Consider the following 14,179-nt stretch of genomic DNA (forward strand, 5'->3'; position numbering starts at 1 on the left):
GCAGCGTCCCCACTCCATTAAACGACAGACACCCGCTGCCTGTGCCACGAAGCGCAGGCGACGGGTGTCTGGAAGCCGCGACGCGCCGTCGTGCCTCACCGCTGAGCGGCGGACGACGACGGCGCGCAGGCCGCCTCAGGGGCGGTGGTCGAAGGCCTGCTGCATGAGCAGTGCGTTCTCGGCCGCGTGCCGCTTGCCGGTGCCCGCAGCCGTCGACGCGGAGGCGCGGCGGCTGACCAGACGGACCGGGCGGTCCAGCGACGGGACCAGGTTCAGGGCCATGAAGCTCCACGGACCCTGGTTGGCGGGCTCGTCCTGGGCCCAGACCACATCGGCGTTCGGGTACTTCGCCAGCTCGGCGCGGATCTCATCGGTGGGCAGCGGGTAGAGCTGCTCCACGCGGACGATCGCCGTGCTGGTGTCCTGAGCCTTGTCCCGGTTGGCGAGCAGGTCGTAGTACAGTCGGCCGGCCACCAGGATGACGCGCTTCACGGCTGCCGGATCCAGTTCGGCGTGGTCGCCGATCACGGGCTGGAAGCCGCCCGTGGTGAAGTCCGCCACCGAGCTCGCGGCGCCCTTGAGGCGGAGCAGCTGCTTCGGGGTGAAGACGATCAGCGGCTTGTGCGGGCGGCTGTACGCGTGCCGGCGCAGCAGGTGGAAGTGGTTGGCCGCGGTGGTCGGCTCCGCCACCACCATGTTGTTCTCGGCGCACATCTGCAGGAAGCGCTCGATGCGGGCGGAGGAGTGGTCCGGGCCCTGGCCTTCGTAGCCGTGCGGCAGCATGAGCACCAGGGAGGAGCGCTGTCCCCACTTCTGCTCGGCGGAGGAGATGAATTCGTCGATTACGGTCTGGGCGCCGTTGACGAAGTCACCGAACTGGGCCTCCCACATGACCAGGGCGTCCGGGCGCTCCACGGAGTAGCCGTACTCGAAGCCCATGGCGGCGTATTCCGAGAGCAGCGAATCGTAGATCCAGAGCTTGGCCTGGTCCTCCGAGAGGTTGTCCAGCGGAGCCCATTCCTCGCCCGTCTTGCGGTCGTGGAAGACCGCGTGACGCTGGACGAAGGTGCCGCGACGGGAGTCCTGGCCGGTCAGACGGACCGGGACGCCCTCCATGACCAGCGAGCCGAACGCCGCGATCTCGCCGAAGCCCCAGTCGATGCCGCCGTCCACGGACATCTGGGCGCGCTTCTCCAGAAGCTGCTTCAGCTTCGGGTGGACCGTGAAGCCCTCCGGGATGTTGAGGAACGCCTGACCGATGTGCGCCAGGGTCTGGGCGGTGATCGCGGTGGTGCTCGGAGTGTTGACCATGCCGTCGTTGCGCTGAGCCAGAGGGCGCTCGATGCCGGAGACGGCCGCCGAATCCGCGGTGATGACCGGGATGGGGGAGGTCTGAGCGGCGTGGGTCTCCGCGAAGACCCGCTCCAGGCGCTCCTGGTAGTCGCGCAGCAGCTGCTCCGCTTCTTCCTCGGTGATGTCACCACGGCCGATGAGGGCCTCGGTGTAGAGCTTGCGGACGCTGCGCTTGGCCTCGATCAGGTTGTACATGAGCGGCTGGGTCATCGAGGGGTCATCGCCCTCGTTGTGACCGCGGCGGCGGTAGCAGACCATGTCGATGACGACGTCCTTGTGGAACCGCTCGCGGAACTCGAAGGCGAGCTGGGCCACGCGGACCACGGCCTCCGGGTCGTCGCCGTTCACGTGGAACACCGGCGCCTGGATCATCTTGGCGACGTCCGTGGAGTAGGTGGAGGACCGCGAGGAGGACGGCGAGGTGGTGAAGCCGACCTGGTTGTTCACGATCACGTGGATGGTGCCGCCGGTGCGGTAACCACGCAGCTGGGAGAGGTTGAGCGTCTCCGCCACCACGCCCTGGCCCGCGAAGGCCGCGTCGCCGTGCACCAGGATCGGCAGCACGGGGAAGGCGGTGCCCTGATCCAGCAGGTCCTGCTTGGCGCGGACGATGCCTTCCAGCACCGAGTCCACCGCCTCCAGGTGGGACGGGTTGGCGGCCAGGTACACCTTGGTGGCGTTGCCCGACTCGGAGGTGAAGGTGCCCTCGGTGCCGAGGTGGTACTTCACGTCACCGGAGCCCTGGACGCTGCGCGGGTCCTGGGTGCCTTCGAACTCGCGGAACACCTGGGCGTAGGTCTTGCCCGCGATGTTGGTCAGCACGTTCAGGCGACCACGGTGGGCCATGCCGATCGCGACCTCGTCCAGGCCCTTGTCCGCGGCATCCGAGATGATGGCGTCCAGCAGCGGGATCAGGGACTCGCCGCCTTCCAGGGAGAAGCGCTTCTGACCGACGAACTTGGTCTGCAGGAACGTCTCGAAGGCCTCCGCCGCGTTCAGCCGGGAGACGATGCGCAGCTGCTCTTCGCGGCTCGGCTTGGAGTACGGGTGCTCCAGCTCGTCCTGGAACCACTGGCGTTCCTCGGGATCCTGGATGTGCATGTACTCGATGCCGGTGGTGCGGCAGTAGGCGTCACGCAGCACGCCGAGGATGGTGCGGAACTTGAGGAACTGCTTGCCGCCGAAACCGCCGGTGGGCCACTCGCGGTCCAGGTCCCAGAGGGTCAGACCGTGGTTGAGCACGTCCAGGTCCGGGTGCTTGCGCTGCACGTACTCGAGCGGATCGGTGTCCGCCATGAGGTGGCCGCGCACGCGGTAGGCGTGGATGAGCTGCTGGATGCGGGCGACCTTGTTGATCTCGTCGGTGGGATCCACCTGGACGTCCGGGCTCCAGCGCACGGGCTCGTACGGGATGCGGAGCTCTTCGAAGATCTCGTCGTAGAAGTTCTGCTCGCCCAGGAGGAGCTGGTGCACGATCCGCAGGAACTCACCCGAGCCCGCCCCCTGGATGACGCGGTGGTCATAGGTGGACGTCAGCGTGATGATCTTGCCCACGGCCATCTCGGCGAGCTTCTTCTCGCTGGACCCCTGGAACTCCGCCGGGTACTCGAGGGCGCCGACGCCGATGATGGCCGCCTGGCCCTTGGACAGGCGCGGGACCGAGTGCACCGTGCCGATGCCGCCGGGGTTGGTCAGGGACACCGTGGTGCCCGCGTGATCGTCGGCGGTCAGCTTGCCATTGCGGGCGCGCTTGATGAGGTCCTCGTAGGTGCGCCAGAATTCGGCGAACCGCAGGGTCTCGGCCTTCTTGATGTTCGGCACCATGAGCAGGCGGGTGCCGTCGGGCCGGGGCATGTCGATGGCGATGCCGAAGTTCACGTGAGCGTTCTCGACCGCGACCGGCTTGCCGTCCTGCACGTCGTAGGTGACGTTCATGGACGGGAACTGCTTGAGGGCCTTGACCACGGCGAAGCCGATGAGGTGCGTGAAGGAGACCTTGCCGCCGCGGGCGCGGGCCAGGTGGTTGTTGATGACCACACGGTTGTCGATCAGGAGCTTCGCCGGGACGGCGCGCACGCTGGTGGCCGTGGGGACCTCGAGGCTGGTGACCATGTTGGCCGCGATGGCCTTGGCCGGGCCGCGGAGGACCTGGACCACGTTCTCCTCGTGCGGGCCGGACTCCGCGGGCGCGCTCTTGGGCAGCTGGGCGGGGATCGGCGCGGTGGCCGTGGTGCGGTTGCCGTCCTTGGCGACGACGCGCGGCGGGGCCTTCGTGGTGGGCGCGGCGGGGGCGGTCTGGGCCTGGCCGTTCTGGGCCGGGGCGGCGGCCGGCGCAGCCTGGGCCGCGGCGACCGGTGCGGGTGCAGGGGCGGCGGGCGGCGCCGTCGCGGGAGCAGGTGAGGCGGGGGCCTCGGTCGCAGTGGCGGTCTTGGTCGCCGTGGCCACGGTCGGCAGCACCTGAGTCTGCGTCGACGGGGCCGGGTTGCCTGAACCGTAGTTCTCGAAGACAGACCACCACTTGGAGTCCACAGAGTTCTTGTCCTTCAGAAACTGCTCGTAGAGCTCATCTACAAGCCACTCATTTCCGCCGAACTCTTCGGGTAGACGGTGGTTTGGCTGCTCTGGCACGTGATACGCCTCTTCCATTTTTGTTTGCCCGCTGGAATGAGAGCCGGCCTCGGTGCCGGCCTGGTCCAGTGCCGGGTTGCGTGAACCCAGACCTTTGCAAGTCTAGTGACGAGGCTTGCTGAGGGCTAATCTACAGAGCGTAAAAGTTTGCGTGCCTTCCGGGCCCGGGTCTGGATAGACTGGTCTCCTTATGGACAGTCATTCCAGGTGCCGGCCTGGACACTCCCGACGCCGCCGCAGCCATGCTGCCCCCGCGGCCTCCGATCCAGCCGGCAGACCCCGATCTCATGCCCATCCACCCGCCCGCGGACTGACCGCTGCCAGCCGAGGGGGTGACCGCGCTCCATGGAATGGCTCTTCCTGCTCTTCGGCGTTCTGCTGATCTTCGGCACCGGCTTCTTCGTGGCCGTGGAATTCTCCCTCGTGGCCCTCGATCAGGCACAGGTCCAGGCCGCCGTCGACGACGGCGACGAGGCCGCCAAGCCTCTCCTGGCCTGCCTGAAATCCCTGTCCACCCAGCTGTCCAGCTGCCAGCTGGGCATCACCCTGACCACACTCCTGACCGGATACGTCCTGGAGCCCTCCGTCGGCAGTCTCCTCAAGGAGCCCCTGACGGGGCTGGGGATCGCCGATCCGACGCCGGTCTCCCTGGTGATCGCGATGATCGCGGCCACGGTGTTCTCCATGATCCTGGGCGAGCTGGTGCCGAAGAACCTGGCCATCGCCCAGGCGATGACCGTGGGCAAGGCCGTGGCCCGGCCCCAGCTGGTGTTCACGATGATCTTCAAGCCGGCCATCCTCCTCCTGAACGGCTTCTCCAACAAGGTGCTCGGCATCTTCGGTCTGGAGGCCAAGGAGGAGATCTCCGGCGCCCGCACCCCGGACGAGCTCGCCTCCCTGGTACGCCGTTCGGCCGAGATGGGGACGCTGGATCCGGGCACCGCCGAGTTCGTGGCACGCACCCTGCGCTTCTCAGACAAGACGGCGGCCGACGTCATGACCCCGCGTTTCCGCATGGAGACGCTGGATGCCGTGGAGCCGGTCACCGCCGTGATCGACGCGGCCCGCGCCAGCGGCTACTCCCGCTTCCCCGTCACCGGAGAGTCCGTGGACGACATCAGGGGAGTGGTGCACATCAAGAAGGCCGTGGCCGTGCCGACGGCCAAGCGTGCCGAACTGGAGGTCGGTTCCCTCATGACCGAGGTGTTCCGGGTTCCGGAGACCATCCCGCTGGATGATCTCATCGCCGAGCTGCGCGCCTCCAACATGCAGCTGGCCGTGGTGCTGGACGAGTACGGCGGCACCGCCGGCGTCGTGACGCTGGAGGACCTGGTGGAGGAGATCGTGGGCGAGGTGGCCGATGAGCACGACCGGCGCAGGCCGGGCGTGCTTCAGGGCGCCGACGGCCGGTGGTTCTTCCCCGGACTGTTGCGTCCCGATGAAGTGGGTGCGCAGATCAAGGGTCTGATCATCCCCGAGGACGGTTCCTACGAGACCGTGGGCGGCTTCGTGATGAGCAGTCTGGGACGGATCCCCGTGGCCGGCGACCACGTCGCGGTCCATGGGGGCGAATTGCGCGTGGTCCGGATGGACGGGCGCCGGGTGGACCGGCTCGCCTTCCTGCCTCTGGACGAGGAATCCGGAGAGGGGGAGCGTCATGAGTGACTGGATGGGGATCCTCTGGCTGGTGGTGCTGCTGCTCGGCAACGCCTTCTTCGTGGCGGCGGAATTCGCGATCATGTCCGCGCGCCGCTCCCAGATCGAGCCGTTGGCGGAGGCGGGGTCGCGGCGTGCGGCCACCACGCTGAAGGCCATGGAGCAGGTCTCCCTTATGCTGGCCTGCGCTCAGCTGGGCATCACGGTGTGCTCGCTGCTGATCCTGCAGGTGGCTGAGCCTGCCATCCACCACCTCATCGCCGAACCGCTGGAGCATCTGGGCATCCCGGAGACCCTGGCCGGCGCGCTGGCGTTCGCCGCGGCATTGCTCGTGGTGACCTTCCTGCACGTGACGTTCGGCGAGATGGTGCCGAAGAACATCTCGGTCTCCACGGCGGACAAGGCGGCCCTGCTGCTGGCTCCGGTGCTGGCGACTCTGGCGACCATGCTGCGGCCCGTGGTGGCGACCCTGAACTGGAGCGCCAACCACGTGCTGAAGCTCATGCGGGTGGAGCCGAAGGACGAGGTGACGTCCACCTTCACCCTGGAGGAGGTGCAGTCGATCGTCCAGGAGTCCACCCGCCACGGTCTGGTGGAGGACGACGCCGGCCTGCTCACCGGCGCTCTCGAGTTCTCCGAGCGCCAGGCCTCCCAGGTCATGGTCCCGCTGGACCGTCTGGCGACCCTCAGCGAGGACGCCACCCCGCAGCAGTTCGAGCGCATGGTCGCCAAGACCGGCTACTCCCGCTTCCTGCTGAAGGACGACGACGGTGAGCTGTCCGGCTATCTCCACGTCAAGGACGTCATCTCCATCCCGGAGTCCCAGTACGACCAGCCCATCGCCGTGGTCCGCCAGCGTTCGCTGGTGAACATCGCCCCGGAGATGGAGATCGAGGACGTGCTGGCCCGGATGCAGAAGAGCGGGTCCCATGTGGCCCGTGTGGTCGACGGACAGGGCCACACCCTGGGTGTCCTCTTCCTGGAGGACGTCATCGAGGAACTGGTGGGTGAGATCCAGGACGAGACGCAGGCGAAGGACGCCGTGCGGTACTGGGAGAGTCAGCGGGAACCCGGAGAACGGTAATTTCCATCCTTAAATGGAAATGATTCTCATTTAGGTCTAGGCTGGGGGAAGCAACCTTCCCCCAGCCTGAACCCGAGGTGCCCGTGCAGTTCCGAAAGAAGACGCAGTTCCGCAAGAAGACCCTGTCCCTGACCGCGCTCTCCGGCGTCGTGCTGCTCGGCGTCGCCGCCTGCTCCACCCCCGGCAGCAGCGCCGCGGGCACCGAGAGCGGCGCGTCCGGTGAGCTCACCGTCGTCGCGTCCACGAGCGCCTACGGAAGCCTGGTCAAGGCGATCGGCGGCGACAAGGTGAACGTCGAGTCGATCGTGTCCAAGATCAGCCAGGATCCCCACTCCTACGAAGCCACGGCCCAGGACCGTCTCAAGGTCTCCAAGGCGAAGCTCGTGGTGGTCAACGGCGGAGGCTACGACAGTTTCATGGACGGCATGGTGGCCGACGCCAAGCTGGATCCCGCCGACGTCATCAACGCGGTGAACGTCTCCGGTCTCCAGCAGGAGGGCGGCGAAAGCCCCGCCCCGAGCGCCACTCAGGCCGACGGTCATGACCACGGGCACGATCACGGCTCGTTCAACGAGCACGTCTGGTACGACTTCCCCGCCATGCAGAAGGTCGCGGCCCAGGTCGAGCAGCGCCTGAGCGCACTGGCCCCGGCGTCGGCGGCCGAGTTCAAGCACAACGCGGAAGCCTTCACGTCGCGCCTGGGCGGCTACCAGCAGACCCTGGAGAAGCTCACGAAGGGCAGCCATGTGGACGTGGCGGTCACCGAACCGGTGCCGCTCTACCTCCTGGAGGCCGCGGGCCTGCACAACGTCACGCCGGAGGAGTTCACGAGCGCGGTGGAGGAGGGCCACGACGTCCCGGCCACAGTCCTCGACCAGACCCTCAAGCTGTTCTCTTCGAAGAAGGCCGCCTTCCTCGCCTACAACGAGCAGACCTCCGGTCCGCAGACCGAAGCCGTGAAGAAGGCCGCCACTGATGCGGGAGCGCCCGTGGTGTCCTTCACGGAGACGCTTCCTGAAGGCAAGGACTACCTGAGCTGGATGTCGGACAACGTCTCCGCTGTCCAGAAGGCCGTGGAGAAGGTCCGGGGCTAAAGTGATAGCGGTGCGCCGCCGCGCATCCTCCATCGTCCCGTGCTCAGGGAGAACATGAACGAGAACACCATTCACCCGGCCCCGGCCTCCCTGATGTCACTCAGGGAGGCCGGGCTCGGATTCGGCCGGCGCGTCCTCTGGGAGGACCTGAACCTGGACATCAAGGCCGGGGAGTTCCTCGCCGTCCTCGGCGCCAACGGCAGCGGGAAGAGCTCCCTGCTCCGTGTCCTGCTGGGGCTCCTGCCGCTGACTTCGGGGACGCTGGAAAGCCGGGTCCCCAAGGCCCGGGTGGGCTATGTGCCCCAGCAGAAGGCCTTCGCCCCGGACACCGCTCTCCGGGCCCGGGATCTGGTGGGTCTGGGCGTGGACGGTCATCGCTGGGGAGTGCGTCTGGAACGGCGTGGCGTCAACCGGAGGATCGACGAGCTCCTGGCCCATGTCGGCGCCACGGATTACGCCAAGGTCCCCGTGGGCCAGCTCTCCGGCGGCGAACAGCAGCGCCTCAGGATCGCGCAGGCCCTCGCCGCGGATCCCGCCATCCTGCTCTGCGACGAGCCGCTGCTCTCCCTGGACCCGCGGCACCAGAACATCGTGAGTGAACTGGTCAACCGTCAGTGCCGCGACGCAGGATCGGCCGTAGTATTCGTGACCCATGAACTCAATCCCGTCCTGCCGTATGTGGACAAGGTCCTCTACCTGGCCGGTGGCCGCTTCTGCGTCGGCACCCCGGATGAGGTCATGAACACCGAGACCCTCTCCGAGCTCTACCAGGGTCATGTGGAAGTGGTCCGTTCCGGGGACCGCCTCATGGTCTCCGGCATCCCCGAACAGGTGCATCACGAACAGGAGAGCGAGTAAGTGGATTTCAACTCCGTTCTGAGCGCCATCTTCAACTTCGAGAACTACGGCGAACTCCTGGCGCTGCTCCAGAACTCCCTCTGGGCCGGAGCCATCCTGGGCGTCCTCGGGGGACTGGTGGGGGTGTTCGTGGTCAAGAGGGATCTGTCCTTCGCGGTCCACGGCATCTCCGAACTGTCCTTCGCCGGAGCGTCCTTCGCCCTCCTGATCGGCGCCGACGTGGTGTTCGGTTCCTTGCTCGGCTCCGTGGCGGCCTCCCTGCTGCTGGGCGTGATGGGCCTGCGCGCCCGGGAGAAGAACTCTCTCATCGGCGTGCTCATGCCGTTCGGACTCGGCCTGGGAATCCTGTTCCTCTCGCTGTACGAGGGCCGGGCCGCCAACAAGTTCTCCCTGCTCACCGGCCAGATCGTCTCGGTCGACTCCGTGCAGCTCCAGATGCTGGCGGTGACGGCCGCGCTGGTCATGGTGGCACTGGTCGTCCTCTGGCGGCCCCTGAACTTCGCGAGCGACGACCCTGATGTGGCGGAGGCCCGCGGCGTCCCGGTCAAGGGACTGTCCATGGCGTTCATGCTGATCCTCGGCGTCTCGGTGGCACTGTCCATCCAGGTGGTGGGAGCACTACTGGTGCTCGCCCTGCTCATCACGCCTGCGGCGGCGGCCTTCAAGGTCACGGGCTCCCCGGCGCTGGTGGTGCTCCTCAGCGTGGTCTTCGCCACCACGTCCACCGTGGGCGGCATCCTCCTGGCGCTGGGTGGCCGCATCCCGATCAGCCCCTATGTCACCACCATCTCCTTCCTCATCTACCTCGTGTGCTGGGGGATCGGCTCCTGGCGCAAGCGGAAGGGCCGCAACGGGCGTCACGTCGAGGTCCCGGCAGGTGTCTGAGCGGTCGACGGTGGAGGCCTTAGTGCTCTCGGACGACGACGCACGGGCGCGTGTCCAGCGCAGGACGCTCGCCGTCGTCGTGATCAGCCAGGTGCTGGGCGGCGCGGGGCTCGCCGCGGGCATCACGGTCGGCGCGCTGCTGGCGCAGGAGATGCTCGGCACGGACGGCGTCTCCGGATTGCCGACCGCGCTCTTCACCCTCGGCTCCGCTCTCGCGGCGTATCTGGTGGGCAGGACCACGCAGCGTTTCGGGCGCAGGCCCGGGCTGGCGTTCGGGTTCGGGGCGGGTGCCCTCGGAGCCGCGGGAGTGGTGCTGTCCGCGGTGCTGTGGAACCCGGTGCTGCTCTTCGTCTCGCTCTTCCTGTACGGCGGCGGGTCCGCGACCAATCTTCAGGCACGTTACGCCGGCACCGATCTGGCGACGGCGGATCAGCGGGGGAGGGCGGTCAGCATCGCCCTGGTGTCCACCACCTTGGGCGCGGTGGCCGGGCCGAACCTCGTGGAGCCACTCGGTGGTCTGGCGGCCTCCTGGGGCCTTCCGGTGCTCTCAGGCCCGTTCCTCCTGGCGGCCGTCGCCTACGCCGCGGCCGGCCTGGTGCTGTGGGTGCTGCTCCGGCCCGACCCCTACCGGCTGGCCCATGAGCTGCGGCGGAATGCAGCGGCTGTGGCTGTTCCGCAGGATCCGGAGTCGCCGGCTCCCGCGGCCGCGGGGGTGGCGCCGGAGAAGAAGCCGGTGCGCAACGGCGTCGTTCTGGCCGCTCTCATCATGGTCCTGACTCAGGTGACCATGACGGCCATCATGACCATGACCCCGGTCCACATGCGCGCACACCACCATGGCCTGGGGGAGGTGGGACTCGTGATCGGCGTCCACATCGGGGCCATGTACCTGCCCTCGCTCGTCACGGGCTGGCTGGTGGACCGGATCGGACGGGTGTGGATGGCCTGCGCGGGCGGGTTCGTCCTGGTCGCGGCCGCGGTTCTCGCGGCCCTCGCCCCGAGCGATTCGATGGGGCTCCTGGTCCTGGCGCTGGCGCTGCTCGGGCTCGGCTGGAACTTCGGCCTGATCACCGCGACGGCGCTCCTGGTGGATGCGACCGAACCGGACACCCGGGCTCGGGTTCAGGGTGGCGTGGACGTCCTGGTGGCACTGTCCGGAGCCGGGGGAAGCGCCATGGCCGGAGTGGTCATGGCGGCAGGGGACTACTCGGCCGTCACCCTCGGAGGCGGGGTGCTGGCGCTCCTGCTCATCCCCGTGGTGCTGTGGTCCCGGAAGCCTGGGAGCACTCGGCGCACAGCCCCATGATCTCCACGGTGTGAGTGACCGCCGTGAAACCGTGTTCGGCGGCCATCTTCGCGGCCCAGGCCTCGACGGCGGGAGCCTCGATCTCCACCGCCTTGCCGCAGCGGCGGCAGAGCAGATGGTGGTGGTGGCTGTCCGCCTCGCAGCGGCGGTAGACGGCCTCGCCGTCCGTGCTGCGGAGGACGTCGACGGCGCCCTCATCCGCCATGGACTGCAGGATGCGGTACGTGGTGGCCAGGGAGACGGACACTCCGGAGTCCTGCAGGGAACGGTGGAGCTCCTGCGTGCTCACGAAGTCCTCCAGCTGATCCAGGGCGGCGTCCACCGCGAGGCGCTGTTTGGTCACCCTCGTCTGCACACGGGCCTCTGAGCTCTGCTCCACGACTTCTCTCCTGGCTACCTTGAAGACGGCTAACTTGAACGCGGCTAGTTTGAACGCGGTCGTCCTGTCCTGAACCTTCAGTTTAACAAGGAGCGGGCACGGATTAGTCCCACCGTGGACCGCGACCGTGAGAGGTCCGGGCCCAGCCCGAGTGGCAACATTCGGGTTCCCAGGACGCCGGGAAGCTCCAGCCGCTAGGCTTCACTGCCATGGCATCCCTGAAAACCGTCACACTCGCCGATGGCACCGTCCTCCCCGCCCTGGGCCAGGGGACCTGGTTCGTGGGGGACGATCCCTGGCGCCGCGACGCCGAGATCGCGACGCTCCGGGAGGGGATCGATCTCGGCCTGACCCTGGTGGACACCGCCGAGATGTACGGCGACGGGCGCTCGGAGGATCTGGTCGGCGAGGCCATCGCCCCCGTGCGGGACCGGGTGTACCTGGTGGACAAGGTCCTGCCGTACAACGCGTCCCGGAGAGGGACCATCCAGGCCTGCGAGCGGTCCCTGGAGGTGCTGGGGACCGACTGGATCGACCTGTACCTGCTGCACTGGCCCGGTTCGCATCCGCTGGAGGACACCGTGGAAGGCTTCGAGGAGCTCATCCGGCGAGGGCTGATCGGCGCCTGGGGGATCAGCAACTTCGACGCCGACGCGCTGGACCGCTTCCCGAGCGCGCCCGCCGTGAATCAGGTCCTCTACAACCCGTCCCGCCGCGGCCCCGAGTTCGACCTGTTCCCGGCGCAGGAACGGCAGCCCCGTCCGGTGAAGACCATGGCCTATTCGCCGATCGAGCAGGGCCGGCTCCTGAACGATCCCGCGCTGACGGCCATCGCCGGGGAACACGGCGTGAGCGCGGCGCAGGTTCTCCTGGCGTGGGCCATCAGATCCGGGGACGTCATCGCGATCCCCAAGGCATCCAGTGTCGATCACGTCCGGGACAACGCGGCCGCCGCGGACCTCGAGCTCAGCGCCGCGGACCTGGCGCGCATCGATGCGGTGTTCCCGGCGCCCACCCGGAAGGTTCCGCTGGAGATGCTGTGAGTGTGCCCGGATCGCTGAGAACGTGACAGGCCGAGGCGTACCCTGAGGTCATGCAGCTGACCAAGTACACCCATTCCTGCGTCCGCCTCGACAAGGAGACCCCCGACGGTCTCCGCACCCTGGTCCTGGACCCCGGCACGTTCTCGGAGACGGATCGTGCCCTGGAGGGGGCCCACGCCGTGCTCATCACCCACGAACACGCGGACCATGTGGACGTCCCGGCCGTGGTGGCGGCATTGGTGGAGTCCCCGGAACTGATCGTCTACGCGCCGGCGGTGCTGGCGGGGACGCTGCGGCGCGAAGCCGCGGCAGCGGGCGCAGCCGATCCCGACGGCCGGGTGCACGACGCCGGGGACGGACTCGACGTCGTCGTCGCCGGATACGCGGTGCGGGGCTTCGGCAGCCAGCACGCGCTCATCCACCCGCTGGTCCCCGTGGTCGCCAATACGGGGTACCTGGTGGATGGGACGCTCTACCACCCGGGGGACAGCTTCACCGTTCCGGCCGGCGTGGAGGTGGACACGCTGCTCGTGCCGGTCCACGCCCCGTGGTCCAAGATCCAGGAGGTGGTGGACTTCGTGATCAGCGTCCGAGCCCGCCGCGCCTTCAACATCCACGAGGCGCTGCTGAATCCCGCAGGCCTGTCCATGCTGGAGGGCCATGTCACCCGGCTGGGCGGTCTGTATGGCACCAGCTACGAGCACCTTGACGCGGGGGACACCCGGGACCTCGGCTGATCAGCCGGCGAACGGTTCCCAGACACCGGTGTCGAGGAAGCGTTCGATCGTGCGTTCGTGCGGGGAGGGGTCCAGCCCCTTCCCGGCGAGCCACGCGTCGTTCTGGTGGCTGCAGGCGTAGCGGTTGCCGGGGTCGCACATGAGCGTCACCACGCTGCCGCGTTCGCCCCGTGCCAGCATGCCCGCGAGGATCTGCCACACGCCCCACAGGTTCGTGCCGGTGGAGGGGCCGGCGTCGAGGTTCGCGTAACGCTTCAGGTGGCGCATCGCCGCGATCGAGGCTGCGTCCGGGATGGGGATCATCGAGTCGATCACGGCCGGGACGAAGCTCGGCTCCACGCGCGGGCGCCCGATGCCTTCGATGCGGGACGGCATCCCGGTGGTGAGGTCCGGGTCGCCGTCCCGCCAGGACGGGAAGAACGCGGAGTTCTCCGGGTCCACGACGGCCAGTCTGGTCGGGTGCCGGTGGTACCGGAGATAGCGGCCGATCGTGGCGCTCGTGCCGCCCGTTCCGGCGCCCACCACGATCCATTCGGGCACCGGGTGCTTCTCTCGGGACATCTGCTGGAAGATCGATTCGGCGATGTTGTTGTTGCCGCGCCAGTCCGTGGCGCGCTCGGCGTACGTGAACTGATCCATGTAGTGGCCGCCGGTGGTCCGGGCGACCTCCTCGGCCGTGGAGTAGACCTCGCCGGGATGGTCCACCAGGAGGCAGGAGCCGCCGAAGTCCTCGATGAGGCGGATCTTCTCCTCGCTCGTGCTGCGGGCCATGACGGCGATGAACGGCAGGCCGAGAAGCCGCGCGAAATACGCCTCGGAGACGGCCGTGCTGCCGCTGCTGGCCTCCACGATGGTGGTTCCCGGTCCGATCCAGCCATTGACCAGTCCGAAGAGGAAGAGCGAGCGGGCGAGCCGGTGCTTCAGGCTCCCGGAGCGGTGCGTGGACTCGTCCTTGATGAACAGCTCGATGCCCCAGTGCTCCGGGAGCGGCACACTGTACAGGTGGGTGTCGGCGGAGCGATTGGCCTCCGCCGTGATGATCCGGATGGCCTCGTCGGCCCAGGCGCGATCATCGGAACGGACCACCTGGGGGAAATCTGCTGCACTCACGGGAACCAGCCTAATGGGCACGCCGGATCCGCGCTGAGCCCGGACC

The 14,179-nt window shown here is 68.1% G+C and carries 11 protein-coding genes; 8 read left to right on the forward strand and 3 right to left on the reverse strand.

All coding sequences use genetic code 11. From position 1 onward, the window contains the following. Positions 1–135 precede the first annotated feature (135 nt). Positions 136–3,981 (reverse strand): multifunctional oxoglutarate decarboxylase/oxoglutarate dehydrogenase thiamine pyrophosphate-binding subunit/dihydrolipoyllysine-residue succinyltransferase subunit, encoded by a 3,846-nt coding sequence (locus tag AB4Y75_RS03815; protein ID WP_441434548.1) that lies wholly within the window; start codon positions 3,979–3,981, stop codon positions 136–138. 345 nt (positions 3,982–4,326) lie between these two features. On the opposite strand from AB4Y75_RS03815, the gene AB4Y75_RS03820 reads away from it, so the two are divergent. From AB4Y75_RS03820 to AB4Y75_RS03845, 6 genes are all read left to right on the forward strand, one after another. Continuing rightward, the gene (locus tag AB4Y75_RS03820) at positions 4,327–5,646 is read left to right on the forward strand and encodes a hemolysin family protein (protein ID WP_441434549.1); all 1,320 of its coding nucleotides are present in this window, start codon (positions 4,327–4,329) and stop codon (positions 5,644–5,646) included. Continuing rightward, positions 5,639–6,721 (forward strand): hemolysin family protein, encoded by a 1,083-nt coding sequence (locus tag AB4Y75_RS03825; RefSeq protein WP_441434550.1) that lies wholly within the window; start codon positions 5,639–5,641, stop codon positions 6,719–6,721. Before AB4Y75_RS03820 ends, AB4Y75_RS03825 begins: the two co-directional genes overlap by 8 nt. Positions 6,722–6,804: 83 nt before the next feature. Next, the gene (locus AB4Y75_RS03830; protein WP_441434551.1) at positions 6,805–7,815 is read left to right on the forward strand and encodes a metal ABC transporter solute-binding protein, Zn/Mn family; all 1,011 of its coding nucleotides are present in this window, start codon (positions 6,805–6,807) and stop codon (positions 7,813–7,815) included. A 93-nt stretch (positions 7,816–7,908) separates the two neighbouring features. After that, positions 7,909–8,673, forward strand: coding sequence for a metal ABC transporter ATP-binding protein (locus AB4Y75_RS03835; RefSeq protein WP_441435255.1), 765 nt, complete (start codon positions 7,909–7,911; stop codon positions 8,671–8,673). After that, a complete protein-coding gene (locus AB4Y75_RS03840) occupies positions 8,674–9,558 on the forward strand; it encodes a metal ABC transporter permease (protein ID WP_441434552.1) in 885 nt (294 codons plus the stop codon). It begins immediately after the preceding gene. After that, positions 9,551–10,864 carry an MFS transporter gene (locus AB4Y75_RS03845; RefSeq protein WP_441434553.1) on the forward strand — a complete coding sequence of 438 codons (1,314 nt, stop codon included), beginning with the start codon at positions 9,551–9,553 and terminating at the stop codon, positions 10,862–10,864. Before AB4Y75_RS03840 ends, AB4Y75_RS03845 begins: the two co-directional genes overlap by 8 nt. Here AB4Y75_RS03845 and AB4Y75_RS03850 read toward each other — a convergent pair. Beyond that, positions 10,806–11,243, reverse strand: a complete 438-nt coding sequence (locus AB4Y75_RS03850) for a Fur family transcriptional regulator (protein ID WP_441434554.1) — start codon at positions 11,241–11,243, stop codon at positions 10,806–10,808. The genes AB4Y75_RS03845 and AB4Y75_RS03850 overlap by 59 nt on opposite strands. A gap of 209 nt (positions 11,244–11,452) precedes the next feature. Between AB4Y75_RS03850 and AB4Y75_RS03855 the strand changes: the two genes are divergently transcribed. Together AB4Y75_RS03855 and AB4Y75_RS03860 are read left to right on the forward strand one after the other, a co-directional pair. Further along, positions 11,453–12,286: an aldo/keto reductase gene (locus tag AB4Y75_RS03855; protein ID WP_441434555.1), complete on the forward strand. Its 834-nt coding sequence runs from the start codon at positions 11,453–11,455 to the stop codon at positions 12,284–12,286. 50 nt (positions 12,287–12,336) lie between these two features. Beyond that, positions 12,337–13,023, forward strand: coding sequence for an MBL fold metallo-hydrolase (locus AB4Y75_RS03860; protein ID WP_441434556.1), 687 nt, complete (start codon positions 12,337–12,339; stop codon positions 13,021–13,023). On the opposite strand, the gene AB4Y75_RS03865 is transcribed toward AB4Y75_RS03860, so the two are convergent. Then, positions 13,024–14,133 carry a PLP-dependent cysteine synthase family protein gene (locus AB4Y75_RS03865; protein ID WP_441434557.1) on the reverse strand — a complete coding sequence of 370 codons (1,110 nt, stop codon included), beginning with the start codon at positions 14,131–14,133 and terminating at the stop codon, positions 13,024–13,026. It abuts the gene before it with no gap. Between the last annotated feature and the right edge of the window lie 46 nt (positions 14,134–14,179).

It is taken from the genome of Arthrobacter sp. RAF14 (assembly GCF_052114185.1).
GTDB lineage: Bacteria > Actinomycetota > Actinomycetes > Actinomycetales > Micrococcaceae > Arthrobacter_E.

Bases quoted from the DNA above. Each gene is read 5' to 3' on its own strand.
- AB4Y75_RS03820 (WP_441434549.1), top strand. From the start codon at position 4,327: ATGGAATGGCTCTTCCTGCTCTTCGGCGTTCTGCTGATCTTCGGCACC.
- AB4Y75_RS03825 (WP_441434550.1), top strand. From the start codon at position 5,639: ATGAGTGACTGGATGGGGATCCTCTGGCTGGTGGTGCTGCTGCTCGGC.
- AB4Y75_RS03835 (WP_441435255.1), top strand. From the start codon at position 7,909: ATGTCACTCAGGGAGGCCGGGCTCGGATTCGGCCGGCGCGTCCTCTGG.
- AB4Y75_RS03855 (WP_441434555.1), top strand. From the start codon at position 11,453: ATGGCATCCCTGAAAACCGTCACACTCGCCGATGGCACCGTCCTCCCC.
- AB4Y75_RS03860 (WP_441434556.1), top strand. From the start codon at position 12,337: ATGCAGCTGACCAAGTACACCCATTCCTGCGTCCGCCTCGACAAGGAG.